Here is a 14668-nt window from a genome sequence, read left to right as displayed (position 1 = left end):
TTTCAACCCAAGGCTATCTTATTATAAACAACAGGATTTCCACCCAAGGCTATCTTATTATAAACAATAGGATTTCCACCCAAGGCTATCTTATTATAAACAATAGCCTTGGATTCAACCCAAGGCATAGTTCAATTATTTTCCCTTTAAAGGCTATCTTATTATAAACAACAGGGTTTCAACCCAAGGCTATCTTATTATAAACAACAGGATTTCCACCCAAGGCTATCTTATTATAAACAATAGCCTTGGATTCAACCCAAGGCATCGTTCAATTATTTCCCCTTTAACTGATTTTTCGCCTGCTCTACCGCAATTTCCTTCATCGCTTCATAAGTATTCCGATTCGCTGTTCCTTCAATTGCTTTAACTGCTAAATCTTGAACCTGTTTTAAAGCCGCATCTAGTTGTTGTGAGAGCGTCTGAATTCGGACATTCTGCGCTTCAATATCCTGCTCTAAAGACTCAATGCGTAAAGCATAATTACGACGCTCTCCTTCAATTTCTTTTGCTCGTACATCTGCTTTCACTTTAGCGTTATAATGCCCAATATTACGCCCCTCTTCTTTCCCATTTTTCTTATTTTTCTCTAACTCAACTTTAAACTCCTCAACCTTCTGTTTGGCCTCCGCATAGGCTTTTTCTTGTTGAGCAATTGCCGTTTCTCGTTCCTCCCATTCTTTCTCCTGTGCCTCTTTCTCCTCCGCTAAGGTTTGATAAAGTTCTTTTTTCTGTTGCTGGAACTCCTCATCACTTAAATTGCGTTCTAATTGCAGATTGTAATGATATTCTTCCTCATCTCGTTGACGGGCTTTTTCTTGTTGTTGATTGCGAGTTTTAATCTCTTGCTGATGGGTTTCTTTTTCCTTTTGCCACCCTTGACGAGCATCCTGTAATTGTTGTTCTAAAGTTTCCTGGCGATCGCTGAATTCTTCGGCAAAAGTTTTCGAGTTTTCTTGATAAGTTGTAATCAAGTCCGCTAAAGTATTATCTTCAATCTCCGTTAATTCGTGCAACTCCGCTAATTCATCTCGCTCCGTCTGCACCGACTCCTGCAACTCCTCAAGCTGCGAAACCTCTTGAATTAACTGCTCCGATAAATTACTCACCGCACCCCCAAAACTCACCTGTAAAGTCTCCAAATTTTGGATAATTTTAGGAATATCAGACTGAGTTAACTGTAAAGGTTTCATTGGTGCTTGATTTTCCTTGGGTTGAGGTTGAGTAGGTGGGGGAGACTGGAGTTTAGCTTTAGCCGTATTTTTTGCTTCCTTAGCGAGCTTTTTTACATCAGCTTCTAAATTCGACTTTTCTTGTTGTAATTCCTGAAAAGCCTCCATAATTTCGGCTTTAGTGTTGCGAAGTGTAATCTTTTTAGCCATGATTTTGTATTAATAACTACTGCAATTTTCTAGAAAATAAAAAATAAGTTGACTCATTTATTAGAGTTATTACCCTGAAAAGCTCGCATTGCAAGACTTTGAGCCTGATTAGTCGCCGCTTGTAACTGTGCCATCAAATCAGAAATCTGTTCCGTTTGTCGCTGAATCGAAGCCTCTAAAGACTGTAATTTTAAATCATAGCCCTGTTTCTCCGCCTCCCATTCTTTTTCTACCAAATTAGCCTTGACAGTTGCCTCTCGATTTGCTTCACTAATAGCTGCCTCTTTTGCCTGTGTATAAGCCGCCTTTAATGCCTCCTCAAACCCGGTAATTTGCTCTTGGTTTGCCTCAAACTCTGCTTCTTGTTCCGCCAATTTTTGCTCTCGCTCTGTCCAGTTTTTCTCTTTAAATTGATTTTGCTCTTGTAGGGTGCGCTCTTGTAGTCGTTTTTGCTCCTCATATTCATCCATCTCCACCTTACGCGCACGCTCAGTTTCATACTGATAATCAGCCGCTTCCTGCTCCCGTTGTTTCGTAATTAAATCTGTCATTTCTGCGACTTGTGCCGCAAATTCTTCGGCCTCCCGGTCCCAAAACTTCCGAGTTTGAATCTGCTCTTTTTCAAGGGTTTCCTGTTGCTGTTGTGTTTGCTTTTCTAACCCCTGCAACTTTTCTTCATGCTCTTGGCGTAAAATATAGAGAGCATCCGCAACAACCCGCACTTGACGAAGGTTTTGCAAGTTTTCTGTCTCTACCGAAATCGCCCGTTTTAACTCCTCTAGTTTATTAGACTCCGTATCAAGACGCTCTGACAAATTGGTGAGAATATTGCCAAAATCCAGTTGCAAAGCGGCCATCCCGTTGACTATACTATCAAGGGTGTAGTCGGCAACCGTCTCTAAAAGCTCTTGATTCTTAACTTTCCGCGCTTCCTCCTCCTTTGTAGCTACCTTCGAGGAAATCTGCTCTTGTTTCGCCAAAACCTGCTGAAATGCCTGTAAAATTTGAGTTTTAGTCGGATTTGCTGTATCTTTGCTCATTACTTGCCCTCAATCGGTAATGCTGGACGAGTCGATAGATGCAGAATCAGGTTTAACGGCCTGTATTCTCTTCATCTACATTGACTGATTAAGTCAACATAAATCTATATTAGCAATAGTTGAACACTTCGTCAAACATAGGGTACAATAAGTCTTGAAATGGAGAAAGAGCCGTGAATAACAACTTTGGAATCGTGATCCGCCAAGCGCGGAAGGAAAAAGGATTTAGTCAACGAGAGTTGGCCAAACGCCTCCAGTTAGACTTTACCTACCTGTCGAAACTGGAGAATAACCGGGCAGAATACGCCCCCAAAGAGGATGTCATCCGTGCGATCGCGCGAAACCTCGACTTAGACGAAGAGGAATTAATCTTTCTCGCCGGGAGACTCCCCCATCAAGAAGAAAGCACCCTCAAAGAACACTATAAACAAATGCCGACCTTATTTCGTCGGATGCGGGAAAACCCCGATTTTGCCAAGCGAATTTTCCAAGAAGCTGAACGTCAGGAGTAAAGACAGTGGGGATCATCAAACCCTTTCGTTTCATCTCCAAACACGAAATAGAATGTCGTGCCTTGGATATCCTCGAAGCCATGAAACAAACCCCCCAATACCAGCCCCAATTCCCCCTCGATGCCAGTTGGGTGGGTGAATTTCTAGGGTTAGACATTGTATGGGATACCATTCCCGACGATGATCTAGGGCAAATTGCGGCGAGGATACTCCCCCTCGACAGGTTGATTGAAATTAACGAAAACATCCCCCAATTGCGGGGAGGGTTTGGTGAGTCCACCATTGCCCACGAAATCGGCCATTGGGTATTACACATCGATCAATTTGCAGTAGAGCGACTCCACCGACTGCGAAAACAGGGGGTTTATATGGCCGTTGATCCCCTCCTCTGTCGCAGCGAAGACGAGTTACAGGGGATTGAATGGCAAGCGCAATATTTCGCCAGTTGTCTCTTAATGCCCCGTTATCTCTTAGAGGAAAAGCGACAACAGCGCGACTTAACCCAGTGGCGCGATCTATATCGGTTAGCGGAAGATTGCGGGGTGACAATTTCCAACCTACTGCACCGTCTCCGGGATTTACAATGGATTGAGGAAGGTGAAAGGTTAAGGTCAAAGTCCTATTAGAGAGATAAGGGAGATGGGGCAGTTAACTGTTAAACCACAAAGACACAAAGGACACAAAGGGAAGATCAAGGTTGTATTTTTGCTCTCTCCTAGAGAATCCGGTATCGAAAGACCCTAAAAAAACTGAAATGCGCTCTGGGTGGGCATTGCCCACCCTACAATGATCAAGACTGCACAAGGATAGTGGATATTTGGGGTGCAGACTCCGCATCAACCCGTTTTTAACGGGTTTAAACTATTAGCCTTGGGTTTAAACCCAAGGCTAATAAGGACTTACCAACCCAAAAGCCTACGCACTAAAGTATTTAGCCACCGGGTGATAGGTAATAATCGCCGTCGTGGACTGTTCCGGATAGATTTGTTCACTCTCATCCATATACATCCCAATGCGGTCCGTCTGCATCAACTCCAACTGAGTATATTGATCCTCAATATTCGGACAAGCAGGATAACCGAAACTATAGCGCGATCCCTGATAACGCTGTTGCAGAATATCCCGAATCGTCTTAGGTTCTTGCTCCCCAAACCCTAACTCAATGCGGATTTTTGCATGAATCCATTCTGCCATGGCCTCCGCCATCTGCACCGCCATGCCGTGATAATACAGATAATCCGTATATTGATCCGCATCAAACAGCTTCTTGGCAAACTCCGTGGCAACTTCACCCACCGTAACCGCTTGCATCGGGAACACATCCATCACTCCCGACTCCTTCGGGGCGAAAAAGTCCGCAATACAGAGACGACGGCCTGACCGTTGACGAGGGAATTCAAACTTGGCAATTTCTTCTTTCGCCTCCGGATTCTCCGGATTATACAAATACAGCGTATTCCCCTCCGACTGACAAGGGAAATAGCCATAAATCAGCGTCGGATGTAATAAATTCTCATCCACAACCCGCTTCTTCCAAGTCTCCAGAATCGGGTGAACCGTCTCCTCTAAAAACTGATTATATTCCTCCCGTGACTGATCCTTGGGTTTGCGGAATTGCCACTGTCCCGCAAACAACGCCTGTAAGTCCAAATACTCGAATAACTCCTCCACTGGGATATCCTCCGGCGTTAACAGTTTTGTCCCCCAGAATGGCGGCGTAGGACGCTCTATGTCCACATCCACCGCTTCAGACCGCCGGGTGTCCACTTCCTTGGGTTGTTCCGCCTTTTTATCCTGCTTACCGTTTTGTTGGTTATCAGTCTTTTGATCACTCTTGCCATTGGTCTCAGCCACATCCTTAGTAAACTCATCCCCTTCGGCAAATTCCCCTAAAAAGCCTTGGAAATCATCCCATTGACTCGCAGACTTCGCAGGCATGAGTTTATCCATAAAGTTCAGGTCAGCAAAAGCATCTTTCCCGTAAACCACCTTGCCTTTATACGCCCCTTGGCAGTCCTTATAGACAAACTTAGGCGTTAAAGCAGCCCCGCCTAAAATCACCGGAACCGAGATGCCTCGTTCATTGAAGGCTTCTAGGTTATCCTTCATAAAGGCTGTCGATTTCACCAATAAGCCACTCATGGCGATACAGTCGGCCTTGGTTTCTTCATACGCCTGAATGATGTTCTCGACAGGCTGTTTAATCCCCAAGTTGACCACCTTATAGCCATTATTCGAGAGGATAATATCGACTAAATTCTTACCGATATCGTGAACATCCCCTTTCACCGTAGCAATGACAAAAATTCCCTTGGCATTATTATCCGAGTCGGATTTCTCCATGTAGGGTTCTAGGTAGGCCACTGCCGCTTTCATGGTTTGGGCGGATTGTAACACGAAGGGTAACTGCATCTGTCCCGACCCAAATAACTCCCCGACGACTTTCATGCCATCGAGTAAGAAAGTGTTGATAATATGTAGGGGTTCGTATTCTTTTAAGGCTTCTTCTAATGCCTCATCTAAGCCAATGCGTTCCCCGTCGATAATATGCTGTTTGAGCCGTTCGTCAATGGGGAGGTTTTTATCAACCGCTTCACTCTTGCGGGCTTTTTTCCCGGCAAAGAGGTCAGTTAATTGAGTTAGGGGGTCATAGGTGCAAACCTCCCCATCAAATTTACGACGATCATAGATTAAGTCCCGACAGACTTCTTGCTGCTTCTCATCAATTTTCGACAGGGGTAAGATTTTACTGGCACTGACGATGGCCGAGTCCATTCCCACAGACATGGCCTCGTGGAGGAAGACGGAGTTAAGCACCTGACGGGCCGCCGGGTTTAACCCGAAGGAAATATTAGATACCCCTAAGACAACGTGACAACCCGGCAGTTCTTCGCGGATGCGTTTAATGGACTCAATGGTGGCTTTGCCGTTTTCTCGGTCTTCTTCGATCCCTGTAGAAATAGGTAAGGCTAGGGTGTCAAAGAAGATTTCATGGGCTGGGATACCATAGTTGATGGCATCATTGTAGGCGCGTTTGGCAATCTCAAATTTTTTCTCTCCGGTTCGCGCCATCCCATCTTCGTCAATGGTCCCGACGACAACTCCGGCCCCGTATTGTTTGGCCAGTTCGAGGAGTTTATAGAACCGTTCTTCTCCGTCTTCGTAGTTGGTGGAGTTGAGCAGACATTTCCCTCCGGCTACTTTTAGCCCGGCTTCCATTTTCTGCCATTCGGTGGAGTCTAACATCAGGGGAAGGGTGACGTTATTCACTAACCGGGAGACCAGTTCGTGCATATCTTTTTCGCCATCCCGGCCTACATAGTCCACGTTTACGTCGAGAATGTGGGCCCCTTCTTTAATTTGGGCTTTGGCGAGGGAGACTAACCCATCCCAGTCTTCTTCGTTGAGGAGGGTGCGGCATTTTTTCGACCCACTGGCGTTGAGCCGTTCCCCAACGATTAAGAAGGAGTTATCTTGCTCGTAGGGTTGGGTGCTGTAAATGGAGGCCGCTGAGGGTTCTAGATGGGGTTCACGTTCTGTGGGGGTGAGGGTTTGGGCAATTTCGGCTAGGGCTTTAATATGGTCGGGCCGAGTCCCGCAACATCCTCCGATGACTTGCACGCCTAAGTCTTCCACGAAGTGCATCAGGGCCATGCGCAGTTCCATGGGGGTGAGTTTATAATGGGCTTGTCCGCCGACGTTTTCGGGTAAACCCGCGTTGGGGATGCAGGAGATGGTGAAGGGGGAATGCTCGGACAGATATTTGATATGTTCTTTCATCAAGTCCGGCCCGGTGGCGCAGTTTAAGCCGAGGATATCAATGGGGAAGGGGTCTAGGATGGATACGGCTGCGCCGACTTCTGTTCCCACTAGCATGGTCCCCATTTGTTCAATGGTGACGGAGACCATTAAGGGGAGTCGTTCTCCTTTTTTGGCAAAGACTTCTTCAATGGCATTGAGGGCGGCTTTAATTTGCAGGACATCTTGGCAGGTTTCAACCAGTAACAGGTCAACGCCGCCATCGTATAACGCCTCAGCTTGGGTCACGTAGGCATCTCTGAGGGTATCAAAGTCGATATGACCCAAGGTGGGGAGTTTCGTGCCTGGCCCCATTGACCCGGCGACAAAGCGGGGTTTTTCGGGGGTTGAGTATTCTTGTGCGACGCTTTTGGCGAGTTCTGCGGCGGTTTTGTTGAGATAATAGGCTTGGTCGGCGAGGTCGTATTCGGCTAAAACAACGGATGTGCCGCCAAAGGTGTCGGTTTCTATGACATCTGAACCTGCTTCTAGAAAACCTCGATGCACTTTGGCGACCGCTTCGGGTTTACTGTGAACGAGATATTCATTACAGCCTTCGTATTCGGCTCCTCCAAAGTCTTCTGCTGTGAGGTCTTGGACTTGCAGGTTCGTTCCCATTCCCCCATCGAAGACGAGTACAGGACGGTCTGGGCTGTGTAAACGGTTAAGGAAAGAACTGTTCATGATTTTGGTTTCTCGTTGCAGGTTAACAGAACAAACTTACTATAATTAGCTCTACTATTCTCCAAGTTCTGTATCAGAGAATATAATCTTACTTTACCGTGCTTGTTGGGGGGGATAAAAGGTTTATATTCACTTATGTTGGATTTTCTCAGACTCAAGGGTATATTTTTGAGGCGGTAGAGTGGTAAGAAAGCCAGTTTAATGATGTCTCTCCAGTCTCCTCCTTTTAATCGTAAAACAACGCTCATTTTTTGTCTGATCGCTACAGGGGTTGTTTTATTGATTGGGGGGTTAACCCAATTTAACCAACTGCCTTTATTAGAAGGGATTAATCTGTCCCCAAGAAGGCTTGAGTTTATTCGAGGGTGGTTATTGGCTGCGATCGCCATTGGGATTATTTTACCATTGGGGGTGGTGTTACGGTGGCGACGCGATCGCGCGGTTCGTCATCTCTGGGGCTATTATGTCCTAGTGATGTTAGTCCAACTGGTCACGGAACAAGTTTTGAGTTTTCTATTATTCCCCAGTATTGTCGTCAGTATCGGTACATTGTACACACTGTTCCGACTCTGGCAACTGGTTCGCCTCCAACAACTCTGCACCCCGGCCAGTCCCCTCCAACTCCCTCAGAAACGCCTCCAGAATGCGCTGGTTTGGCTGTTATTGTTCTTTTGGGGGGCAAACCTCATTATTTTGTTTACTATCACTTGGCCAGCCATTTGGGGTTAAACCGTCAACTGTCAACTATCAACTATCAACTCCTATTGCGTTTTCAATAACTGGACTAACTGAGAGAGTTGCTTTTTGGTAAAAACGTGGGTAAGGGTTTTCGCTGCGGCCTTGGGGTCAACGGGAATTAAGACTTGTGGGGTTTTCGCTGCGGCTAACTGCTCTAATTTCTCACTGACGGCAATTTCATCGGTTTTTTCTAAGATCAGTAAATCGCTTCCTTTTTTTAATTCTTGGATGATGACGGGGGCGAGGGTTCGATAGGAGAATTTCGGATTTGCGATCGCTTGATGACAAGACTTCGCCAAGAGTTGCCAATTTTTCACCTTGGGGGCCAACTTCGCCAACCGGACACAGTGATTTTGTAATTTCTTGCGACTGGCCGGGGTAGCTTTTCCCTTAAATAACTGCAACATCTCCTTGAGATACTGCTTACACTCTTGGGCTAACTGCTGTTGCTCAGAGGACAGTTGCGAGGACACTTTCGAGGCTTTTTGAGCGTGCTGTTTCTCTTGGGAGTGAGACTCCTGTTGCTCCGACTCCGACTCCGACTCCCCTTCCATGGCCTCCCGTGCCGCAGAGTCTTCTGCTTCTTTCCCCACCACGGTTGCACCCACCAAATGATTAAGATAGCTTTCTAGAGCTTCAAAATCCGGCTCGGCCTCCTTGACAATCTGCTCGGCCTTGTCATCCTGTAACCCATAGGGGCTTTCTAACTCCTCCAACAGAGTGCTAAGGGTATCGTAACCTTTAAGAAAGAGGGATTCCAGCTTAGGATCGGCAGAAATCTCATTCTCCCGGAGAATTTTAAAACAGTCCTCTAGGCGGTGGGCTGATTTTTGGATACTCCCATAGCCAAGCATAGCGGATCCCCCTTTAATGGAATGGGCTGCACGAAACAACTCGTTCACTTCTTCGGGATCGGTCATCACCTTGGGTAAGTCCATTAACCCATTGGCCAAGGTTTCCAAATGTTCTTTTGCCTCTTCTAAAAAATAACCGAGGATTTTTTGCTGGTTTGCGTCCAAGGTGTCCTACCCTAACTCGCCCTTGATTCAAAGATATACGATGTCTGGGATTTTGTCGTTTGTCCTAGGGGAGGGAGAGGGCGCGATCGCGCTCAGGTCATTGGGAGGAATGATAAGATATTCATGAGAAACCCGGATTGTTGACTTGGGGCAACAATGCAGTAAGCGGAGCTATGCCATCAGGCTTATCGCTTCCTACAAAGGAATATAGAGAATATATCAAACAAGCAATCCAGTCTTCCCCCATATCCATCGAATCAGGAGTCAATGTTATAACAAGGATAAATTAGCTATGGCAAAGTCTAAACCGCAACCCTCATTTAATCTAAAAAAATTAAAAGAACTCCGGTTAAGACTGGAGCGAGAAAAGAACTTAGGAAAACTGTGGGAATATTATATGGACAGATTTGCCGATCATCCTGAGTTCATGGATGTTGGTGAGCCAGTCGATCATCCTTTTTTGAAAAAAATAATCCCACTCATCAGTCAACAACTCTGCAAGAAAGACCCCCACAATATCTTTTTAATTAAAATTCCAGAATATGATTTTATTCATGGTAGTTTTTGGGTAGAAAGCCGGATTGGTGGAGTCATTTATTTTGAAGAAAAGCTCAAGGGAGTGATTGCTCTATCCGGTTCAAATTTATCAGGAGATATGCAATTTTCTCGCTTCACTGGACAGCCCTTAGACAATAACTGAGTAGGGATAGGTAGGGATAGGTAGGGTGCGTTAGCAGGCCATCAAATGAAGTCAAAACCCAGTCAATTATATTTCCTGCGTAACGCACCGCAGCCTGAGTAGGGATAGGTAGATAGGTAGGGTGCGTTAGCAGGCCATCAAATGAAGTCAAAACCCAGTCAATTATATTTCCTGCGTAACGCACCGAAACCCATTTATTTTTGACCTAAGTGGGTGCTGTCTTATTTTTAGTGCCAAGAATTTAAGGAAGGGTTTATGCAATAAACCCCTACAAGGGTTTTGGGTAGGGGCGTATTGCATACGCCCAATAATTGGTAGGGTGCGTTAGCAGGCCATCAAATGAAGTCAAAACCCAGTCAATTATGTTTCCTGCGTAACGCACCGAAACCCATTTATTTTTGACGTAAGTGGGTGCTGTCTTAATGGGTTGAGGACAGAAGAAACCGGGTTTCTGTTCCAAACTTGGGTATCTACCCTCTAATTTGAATAAGAAACCCGGTTTCTCAAACTTGGTAAGGTGGTGCGTTACGGCGGATAGTTTGAGTGAATTGATTAATCTCAAATTGTTTAACCGCCTAACGCACCCTACTTTCTACTTTCTTTCTACCTAAATATGTACCGTATCATTAGGCTTTGGGAACACTGATAAATTTCAGGTCAGAATCATGAGTTGAAATAGTCCGAATATTATGAAGTGTTCCTGCTCCCTTACCCATATAGTCTGAGCCTTTATATTCGCTTTGCCAGTGTGACTCAGAGATAACAACTGTTCCGTCTCCATTCACCTTTTCAACCACAGCAACGTGACCTTTTTTATATCCCCAATACCACTCTGCAATATCACCAGGCTGAGGTGTAGAAACAATTTTTGCTCCATTACTCAAGGAATTACGCCAAGTTCCACCCCATCCTACCATGTTATCCAATGCAGCAGAACTATATCCTAGTTCCTTCATTCGACCATGAGCATACCACGTACATTGCCCATTTGTTCCTGAGTTACCACGATTGGGGGCTAAAGGTTTCGGTGCAAAACCATCACGCCAGAAAATATTATTAGTAGATGCGTAGAACTGTGAGCGATTCCGAAAATAACTGAAACCTTCTCGTTGGAGTAAAGCTTCGGAATTACTATTACCACCGTCATCATTATTGCTACCTTCACTCACATAGTAAGCAGCAACATAACCAACTTGATTGCCAACCTTAACCTTATACCAGTCATTACGACCACTATAAGAACCACCCGTTACTTGATCCAGAATAGTGAGCTTACTACCTTTGTAAAGTTTTCCTAAAATTGACGCACCTACTTGGGGACGACTCCGGAAATTTAAACGAACACTACCTACATTGCTATTAACATAACCTGGCGTACTATTCGTTCCAGTTCCGGGATTAGAACCTTCATCTGGCTGAATCGGTGGCCGAGAATCAGGATAACCGTAAATGTAGGCACTGGGGACCCAATAATGTTGACCATTCCGGGTGTAACGATACCACAGGGCATCGGATTCACCCGTCCAAATATCTTCTACCACTTGACCGTATTTCCAACCGTCAAAAGTAAGAGTTTTGTTGTACGGTTCAGCTAAACCACTACGATCTTCATGTTGGGGACTATTGCGGAGTGCAACGCCAATACTCGGCCCTACCCGACCGCTAAATGATACGGAATGAAACCCTGAAGAATCATTGGGTTCTTGAGAGTCATCGAGATGATCTTGAACCGCCTCTTGAGCTTTTTTCACAGCATCTTGAATATGCTGAGTTACGTTATTCAAGGTATTAGGTAAATTCTTGAACCAGTTGCTCAGAGAATTCGCTGTATCCTTGGCCTTATTGATCCCATTGGAGATGAATTGACCAATTTGTTGCCCTTTATCCTTGACAGTATTGATAAAGTTACCAATCGTATTTTTAGTCCGATCAACATAATTGCGAACGGTTTGTTTACCCCGGTTAACGAGATTGGTTAATCCCGTTTTCGCTTTCTCAGCGACCGTATTAACAACACGCCGTTTGACTTTATTGAGTTTTCGTTTGATTTTATCCCGTAAGGGGGTAAACGGATTACTCCAGGCTTGCCGTTCTTGACCCGTAATGGCAGGATCGAGGGTTGGCGTGGCGGTGGCTTGACGTTGGGTGGTGAGGGGATCGGTGGCTTGGGCGGCTGCGATCGCGGCTGAAACATTCAACACACCCGCCCCCGTTTCTAAATCAAAACCCGGTTCATGGATATCTTGCGCCGTCGATTTCGCCAATTCTTTCACTTGAGCATAACTTAACTCTGGATTGGCAGCCCAGATGAGAGACAGATTCCCGGCCACTCGTGCCGCAGCCACCGAAGTCCCAGATGCTCGGTTTTCGCTTCCTTGGCCAGAAGCCATCAAATCCAATCCTTCCCCATAACTGGAATAATCGGCGCGGTTATCTCCCTCTGCTGCCCCTACAGTAATAATATTGTCAAACTCTTGAGAGGCTGCACCCAAGGCCGATAACTCAGCATCTTGGTTTCCTGCGGCAGCAACCACTAAAATATTATTGGCTTGGGCATATTCGAGAGCCGCCCGTTCATTGGCTGTGAGGTCATATCGGGTCGTGATATTCCCCTCTGCATCCATTTCCGTGAGGTCAAAACTGAGATTTGCGATCGCATTCGGTTGCTCAGAAGCCACGGCTGCATCCACAAATTCCACCAAAGATTCCGCCCAACGGCCTGAACCCACGGCCCGGCCTAACCAGATCGGAGCATCATCATTAATCCCTTCTCCTCCAATATCATTATCTTGCAGAGCAGCAATAGTTTCTAAAATCGCCGTTCCATGGTCATTACCTTCTCCATCACTCAAAAACGGATTATCATCACCCCCGACTAAATCGCGGCCTGTGATAATCTGCTCATAATTGAGGTCGGGATGCTCGCTATCAAACCCCGTATCAATAATACCGACCAACGGTTGAGCTTCAGGGGCAAACTCCACCCCAAGAGAGGAAGACTGTAAACTGTCCCCAAAATCAATCTCCTCAGTCCAATCTCCAAACGCCGACTCTAAATCACTGATAAACTGTTCAGACACCGTGGGGAGAACCGTTTCGGCATCATTAATACTGCGATCGACCGAAGCCAGAATTTCCTCAGTCACTTTGTCCAACTCAGTATTTAGGCGATCGAATTCTGGGGCCAATTCCTCCTCAAAAACTTGTTCCAATTCCTCAGTATTGGCAAAAACCTCCTCATTGGGGGCAGGGTCTTCGGTCATCGCCTCTGCCAGTGCATCATCCAAATCCGTCACCACATCTTGAGAAGCATCCGTCAACAACGCCTGATAATCATCCACTGCATCTTGAGCATAGCCGACAATTTCCTGACCCAACTCTGTGCCACGCCAATCAAAATTATCCAACAGATCATCAACTTCTAACGCCTCACCTTCTGCTCCCCGGACTTGGAAAATTATGTCATTGTAATCTTGGTCATACCACTTATGACCGAACTGCACGTCTTCCATCACAAACGTGCTACCGTCTCCCGTTACATCTGCAATTTGCCCCACATGGAACAGATCATCGGGGTTAGCAGTGGACATCGAGAATAAAGGAGCTTTTGAACCGCCAATATCGGGGTTATCTAAGACCTCTTGCACCGTACCATTGGGGACGAACATCACACCAAAGGTATCTCCCGGACGCATAGATACAGTTTTCACCCCTTGGTAGTCGCCAGAGTTCCAATTTTGACTTTCTCCTAAACTCCCTGCAAATTTCGCCCCTTCGGTTTTATCACTGATCACAACATGACCGAATTCAGAATCACTACTGGCCCGGAAGGCTGCTTCATGGATAAATTCTTCTGAACCGGGGTCAAATTCATCCATGCCTTCTAAACTAAAGATGGCAACTTCTCCTTTATATTTCCCTCCATCAAAGAGGAAATCAATTCCAACGTCTCCACTTTCGCCAACAGTGAAATATCCGCTATCGTACTTGGGACTTTCATCGGCAAAAGCAATACGTTCTAACCCCTGTTCTGCCCAAGCTGCGCTTTGTTGAGAAATGTCTCCATCTTCCCCGGAAGGTTCAAATTGCAGAGGTTGATCATCGGTCTGGAAATCGTCTAAATCGGGGGGAATATCGACAATATCTGTCCCTGAAACATCATCCACATCGATTAACCCACTAGGAGTGAGGATAGGTTCGAGGATAAAGGACTGGATATAGTTCTGGGTTTGATCTTTTTTCCGTTTGAACATAATAGTCTCCTTTCACAAGAAGTGTTTATTCGGTGACTTCTATTTAGTTCTCTGGGGGGGTAAGGGATTTTTATGCAGGATAGAGAAAAATTTTTGGATTTTTTTGTTTGAGGGAGGAAAAACAGGCCGAAATGCCACACTTATTTTTAGTGTCAATAATTTAAGGAAGGGTTTATGCAATAAACCCCTACAAGGGTTTTGGGTAGGGGCGTATTGCATACGCCCAATAATTGGTAGGGTGCGTTAGCAGGCCATCAACTGAGGTGAAAATCTAGTCAATTATATTGCCTGCGTAACGCACCGAAACCCATTGATTTTTGAAGTAGGTGGGTGCTGTCTTAATGGGTTCAGTAAGGTGGTGCGTTACGGCGGAGCATTTGAGTTAATGGATTAATCTTAAATTGTCTTGCCGCCTAACGCACCCTACTATCTGGGTTTCCGATTACGGAGCAGTTGGTAGTAAGGTGGTGCGTTACGGCGGAGCATTTGAGTTAATGGATTAATCTTAAATTGTCTTGCCGCCTAACGCACCCTACTATCTG

9 protein-coding genes are annotated in these 14668 nt (G+C 45.7%); 4 read left to right on the top strand and 5 right to left on the bottom strand.

Features of this window, described 5'->3' with window-relative positions; translation table 11 throughout:
- Positions 1 to 275: 275 nt before the first annotated feature.
- Together PN462_RS18475 and PN462_RS18470 are read right to left on the bottom strand one after the other, a co-directional pair.
- Complete coding sequence (locus tag PN462_RS18475; protein ID WP_272130301.1) at positions 276 to 1382, bottom strand: hypothetical protein; 1107 nt, start codon at positions 1380 to 1382, stop codon at positions 276 to 278.
- A 53-nt stretch (positions 1383 to 1435) separates the two neighbouring features.
- On the bottom strand, positions 1436 to 2422 hold the full coding sequence (locus PN462_RS18470; protein WP_272130300.1) for a hypothetical protein: 987 nt from the start codon (positions 2420 to 2422) through the stop codon (positions 1436 to 1438).
- A gap of 173 nt (positions 2423 to 2595) precedes the next feature.
- Between PN462_RS18470 and PN462_RS18465 the strand changes: the two genes are divergently transcribed.
- Positions 2596 to 2934 carry a helix-turn-helix domain-containing protein gene (locus PN462_RS18465; protein WP_272130299.1) on the top strand — a complete coding sequence of 113 codons (339 nt, stop codon included), beginning with the start codon at positions 2596 to 2598 and terminating at the stop codon, positions 2932 to 2934.
- 5 nt (positions 2935 to 2939) lie between these two features.
- Complete coding sequence (locus tag PN462_RS18460; RefSeq protein ID WP_272130298.1) at positions 2940 to 3560, top strand: ImmA/IrrE family metallo-endopeptidase; 621 nt, start codon at positions 2940 to 2942, stop codon at positions 3558 to 3560.
- Positions 3561 to 3849: 289 nt separating this feature from the next.
- Here PN462_RS18460 and metH read toward each other — a convergent pair whose 3' ends face one another.
- Complete coding sequence (gene metH / locus PN462_RS18455) at positions 3850 to 7416, bottom strand: methionine synthase (RefSeq protein ID WP_272130297.1); 3567 nt, start codon at positions 7414 to 7416, stop codon at positions 3850 to 3852.
- Positions 7417 to 7617: 201 nt separating this feature from the next.
- Between metH and PN462_RS18450 the strand changes: the two genes are divergently transcribed.
- Complete coding sequence (locus PN462_RS18450) at positions 7618 to 8145, top strand: hypothetical protein (protein ID WP_272130296.1); 528 nt, start codon at positions 7618 to 7620, stop codon at positions 8143 to 8145.
- Between the two features lie 32 nt (positions 8146 to 8177).
- Here the strand turns inward: PN462_RS18450 and PN462_RS18445 are convergent, their stop codons facing one another.
- The gene (locus PN462_RS18445) at positions 8178 to 9173 is read right to left on the bottom strand and encodes an Hpt domain-containing protein (protein WP_272130295.1); all 996 of its coding nucleotides are present in this window, start codon (positions 9171 to 9173) and stop codon (positions 8178 to 8180) included.
- Between the two features lie 292 nt (positions 9174 to 9465).
- On the opposite strand from PN462_RS18445, the gene PN462_RS18440 reads away from it, so the two are divergent.
- Positions 9466 to 9873 carry a hypothetical protein gene (locus PN462_RS18440; RefSeq protein WP_272130294.1) on the top strand — a complete coding sequence of 136 codons (408 nt, stop codon included), beginning with the start codon at positions 9466 to 9468 and terminating at the stop codon, positions 9871 to 9873.
- Positions 9874 to 10499: 626 nt separating this feature from the next.
- On the opposite strand, the gene PN462_RS18435 is transcribed toward PN462_RS18440, so the two are convergent.
- Positions 10500 to 14126 carry a S8 family serine peptidase gene (locus PN462_RS18435; protein WP_272130293.1) on the bottom strand — a complete coding sequence of 1209 codons (3627 nt, stop codon included), beginning with the start codon at positions 14124 to 14126 and terminating at the stop codon, positions 10500 to 10502.
- Positions 14127 to 14668: the final 542 nt, after the last annotated feature.

The sequence above is a fragment of the Spirulina sp. CS-785/01 genome, from assembly GCF_028330525.1.
Lineage (GTDB): Bacteria > Cyanobacteriota > Cyanobacteriia > Cyanobacteriales > Spirulinaceae > JAQMSD01.
The sequence above is the reverse complement of the archived record's forward strand: the minus strand, read 5'-3'. Positions and strand labels throughout refer to the sequence as shown.

Bases quoted from the DNA above. Each gene is read 5' to 3' on its own strand.
- PN462_RS18475 (WP_272130301.1), bottom strand. From the start codon at position 1,382: ATGGCTAAAAAGATTACACTTCGCAACACTAAAGCCGAAATTATGGAG.
- PN462_RS18470 (WP_272130300.1), bottom strand. From the start codon at position 2,422: ATGAGCAAAGATACAGCAAATCCGACTAAAACTCAAATTTTACAGGCA.
- metH (WP_272130297.1), bottom strand. From the start codon at position 7,416: ATGAACAGTTCTTTCCTTAACCGTTTACACAGCCCAGACCGTCCTGTA.
- PN462_RS18450 (WP_272130296.1), top strand. From the start codon at position 7,618: ATGATGTCTCTCCAGTCTCCTCCTTTTAATCGTAAAACAACGCTCATT.
- PN462_RS18440 (WP_272130294.1), top strand. From the start codon at position 9,466: ATGGCAAAGTCTAAACCGCAACCCTCATTTAATCTAAAAAAATTAAAA.
- PN462_RS18435 (WP_272130293.1), bottom strand. From the start codon at position 14,126: ATGTTCAAACGGAAAAAAGATCAAACCCAGAACTATATCCAGTCCTTT.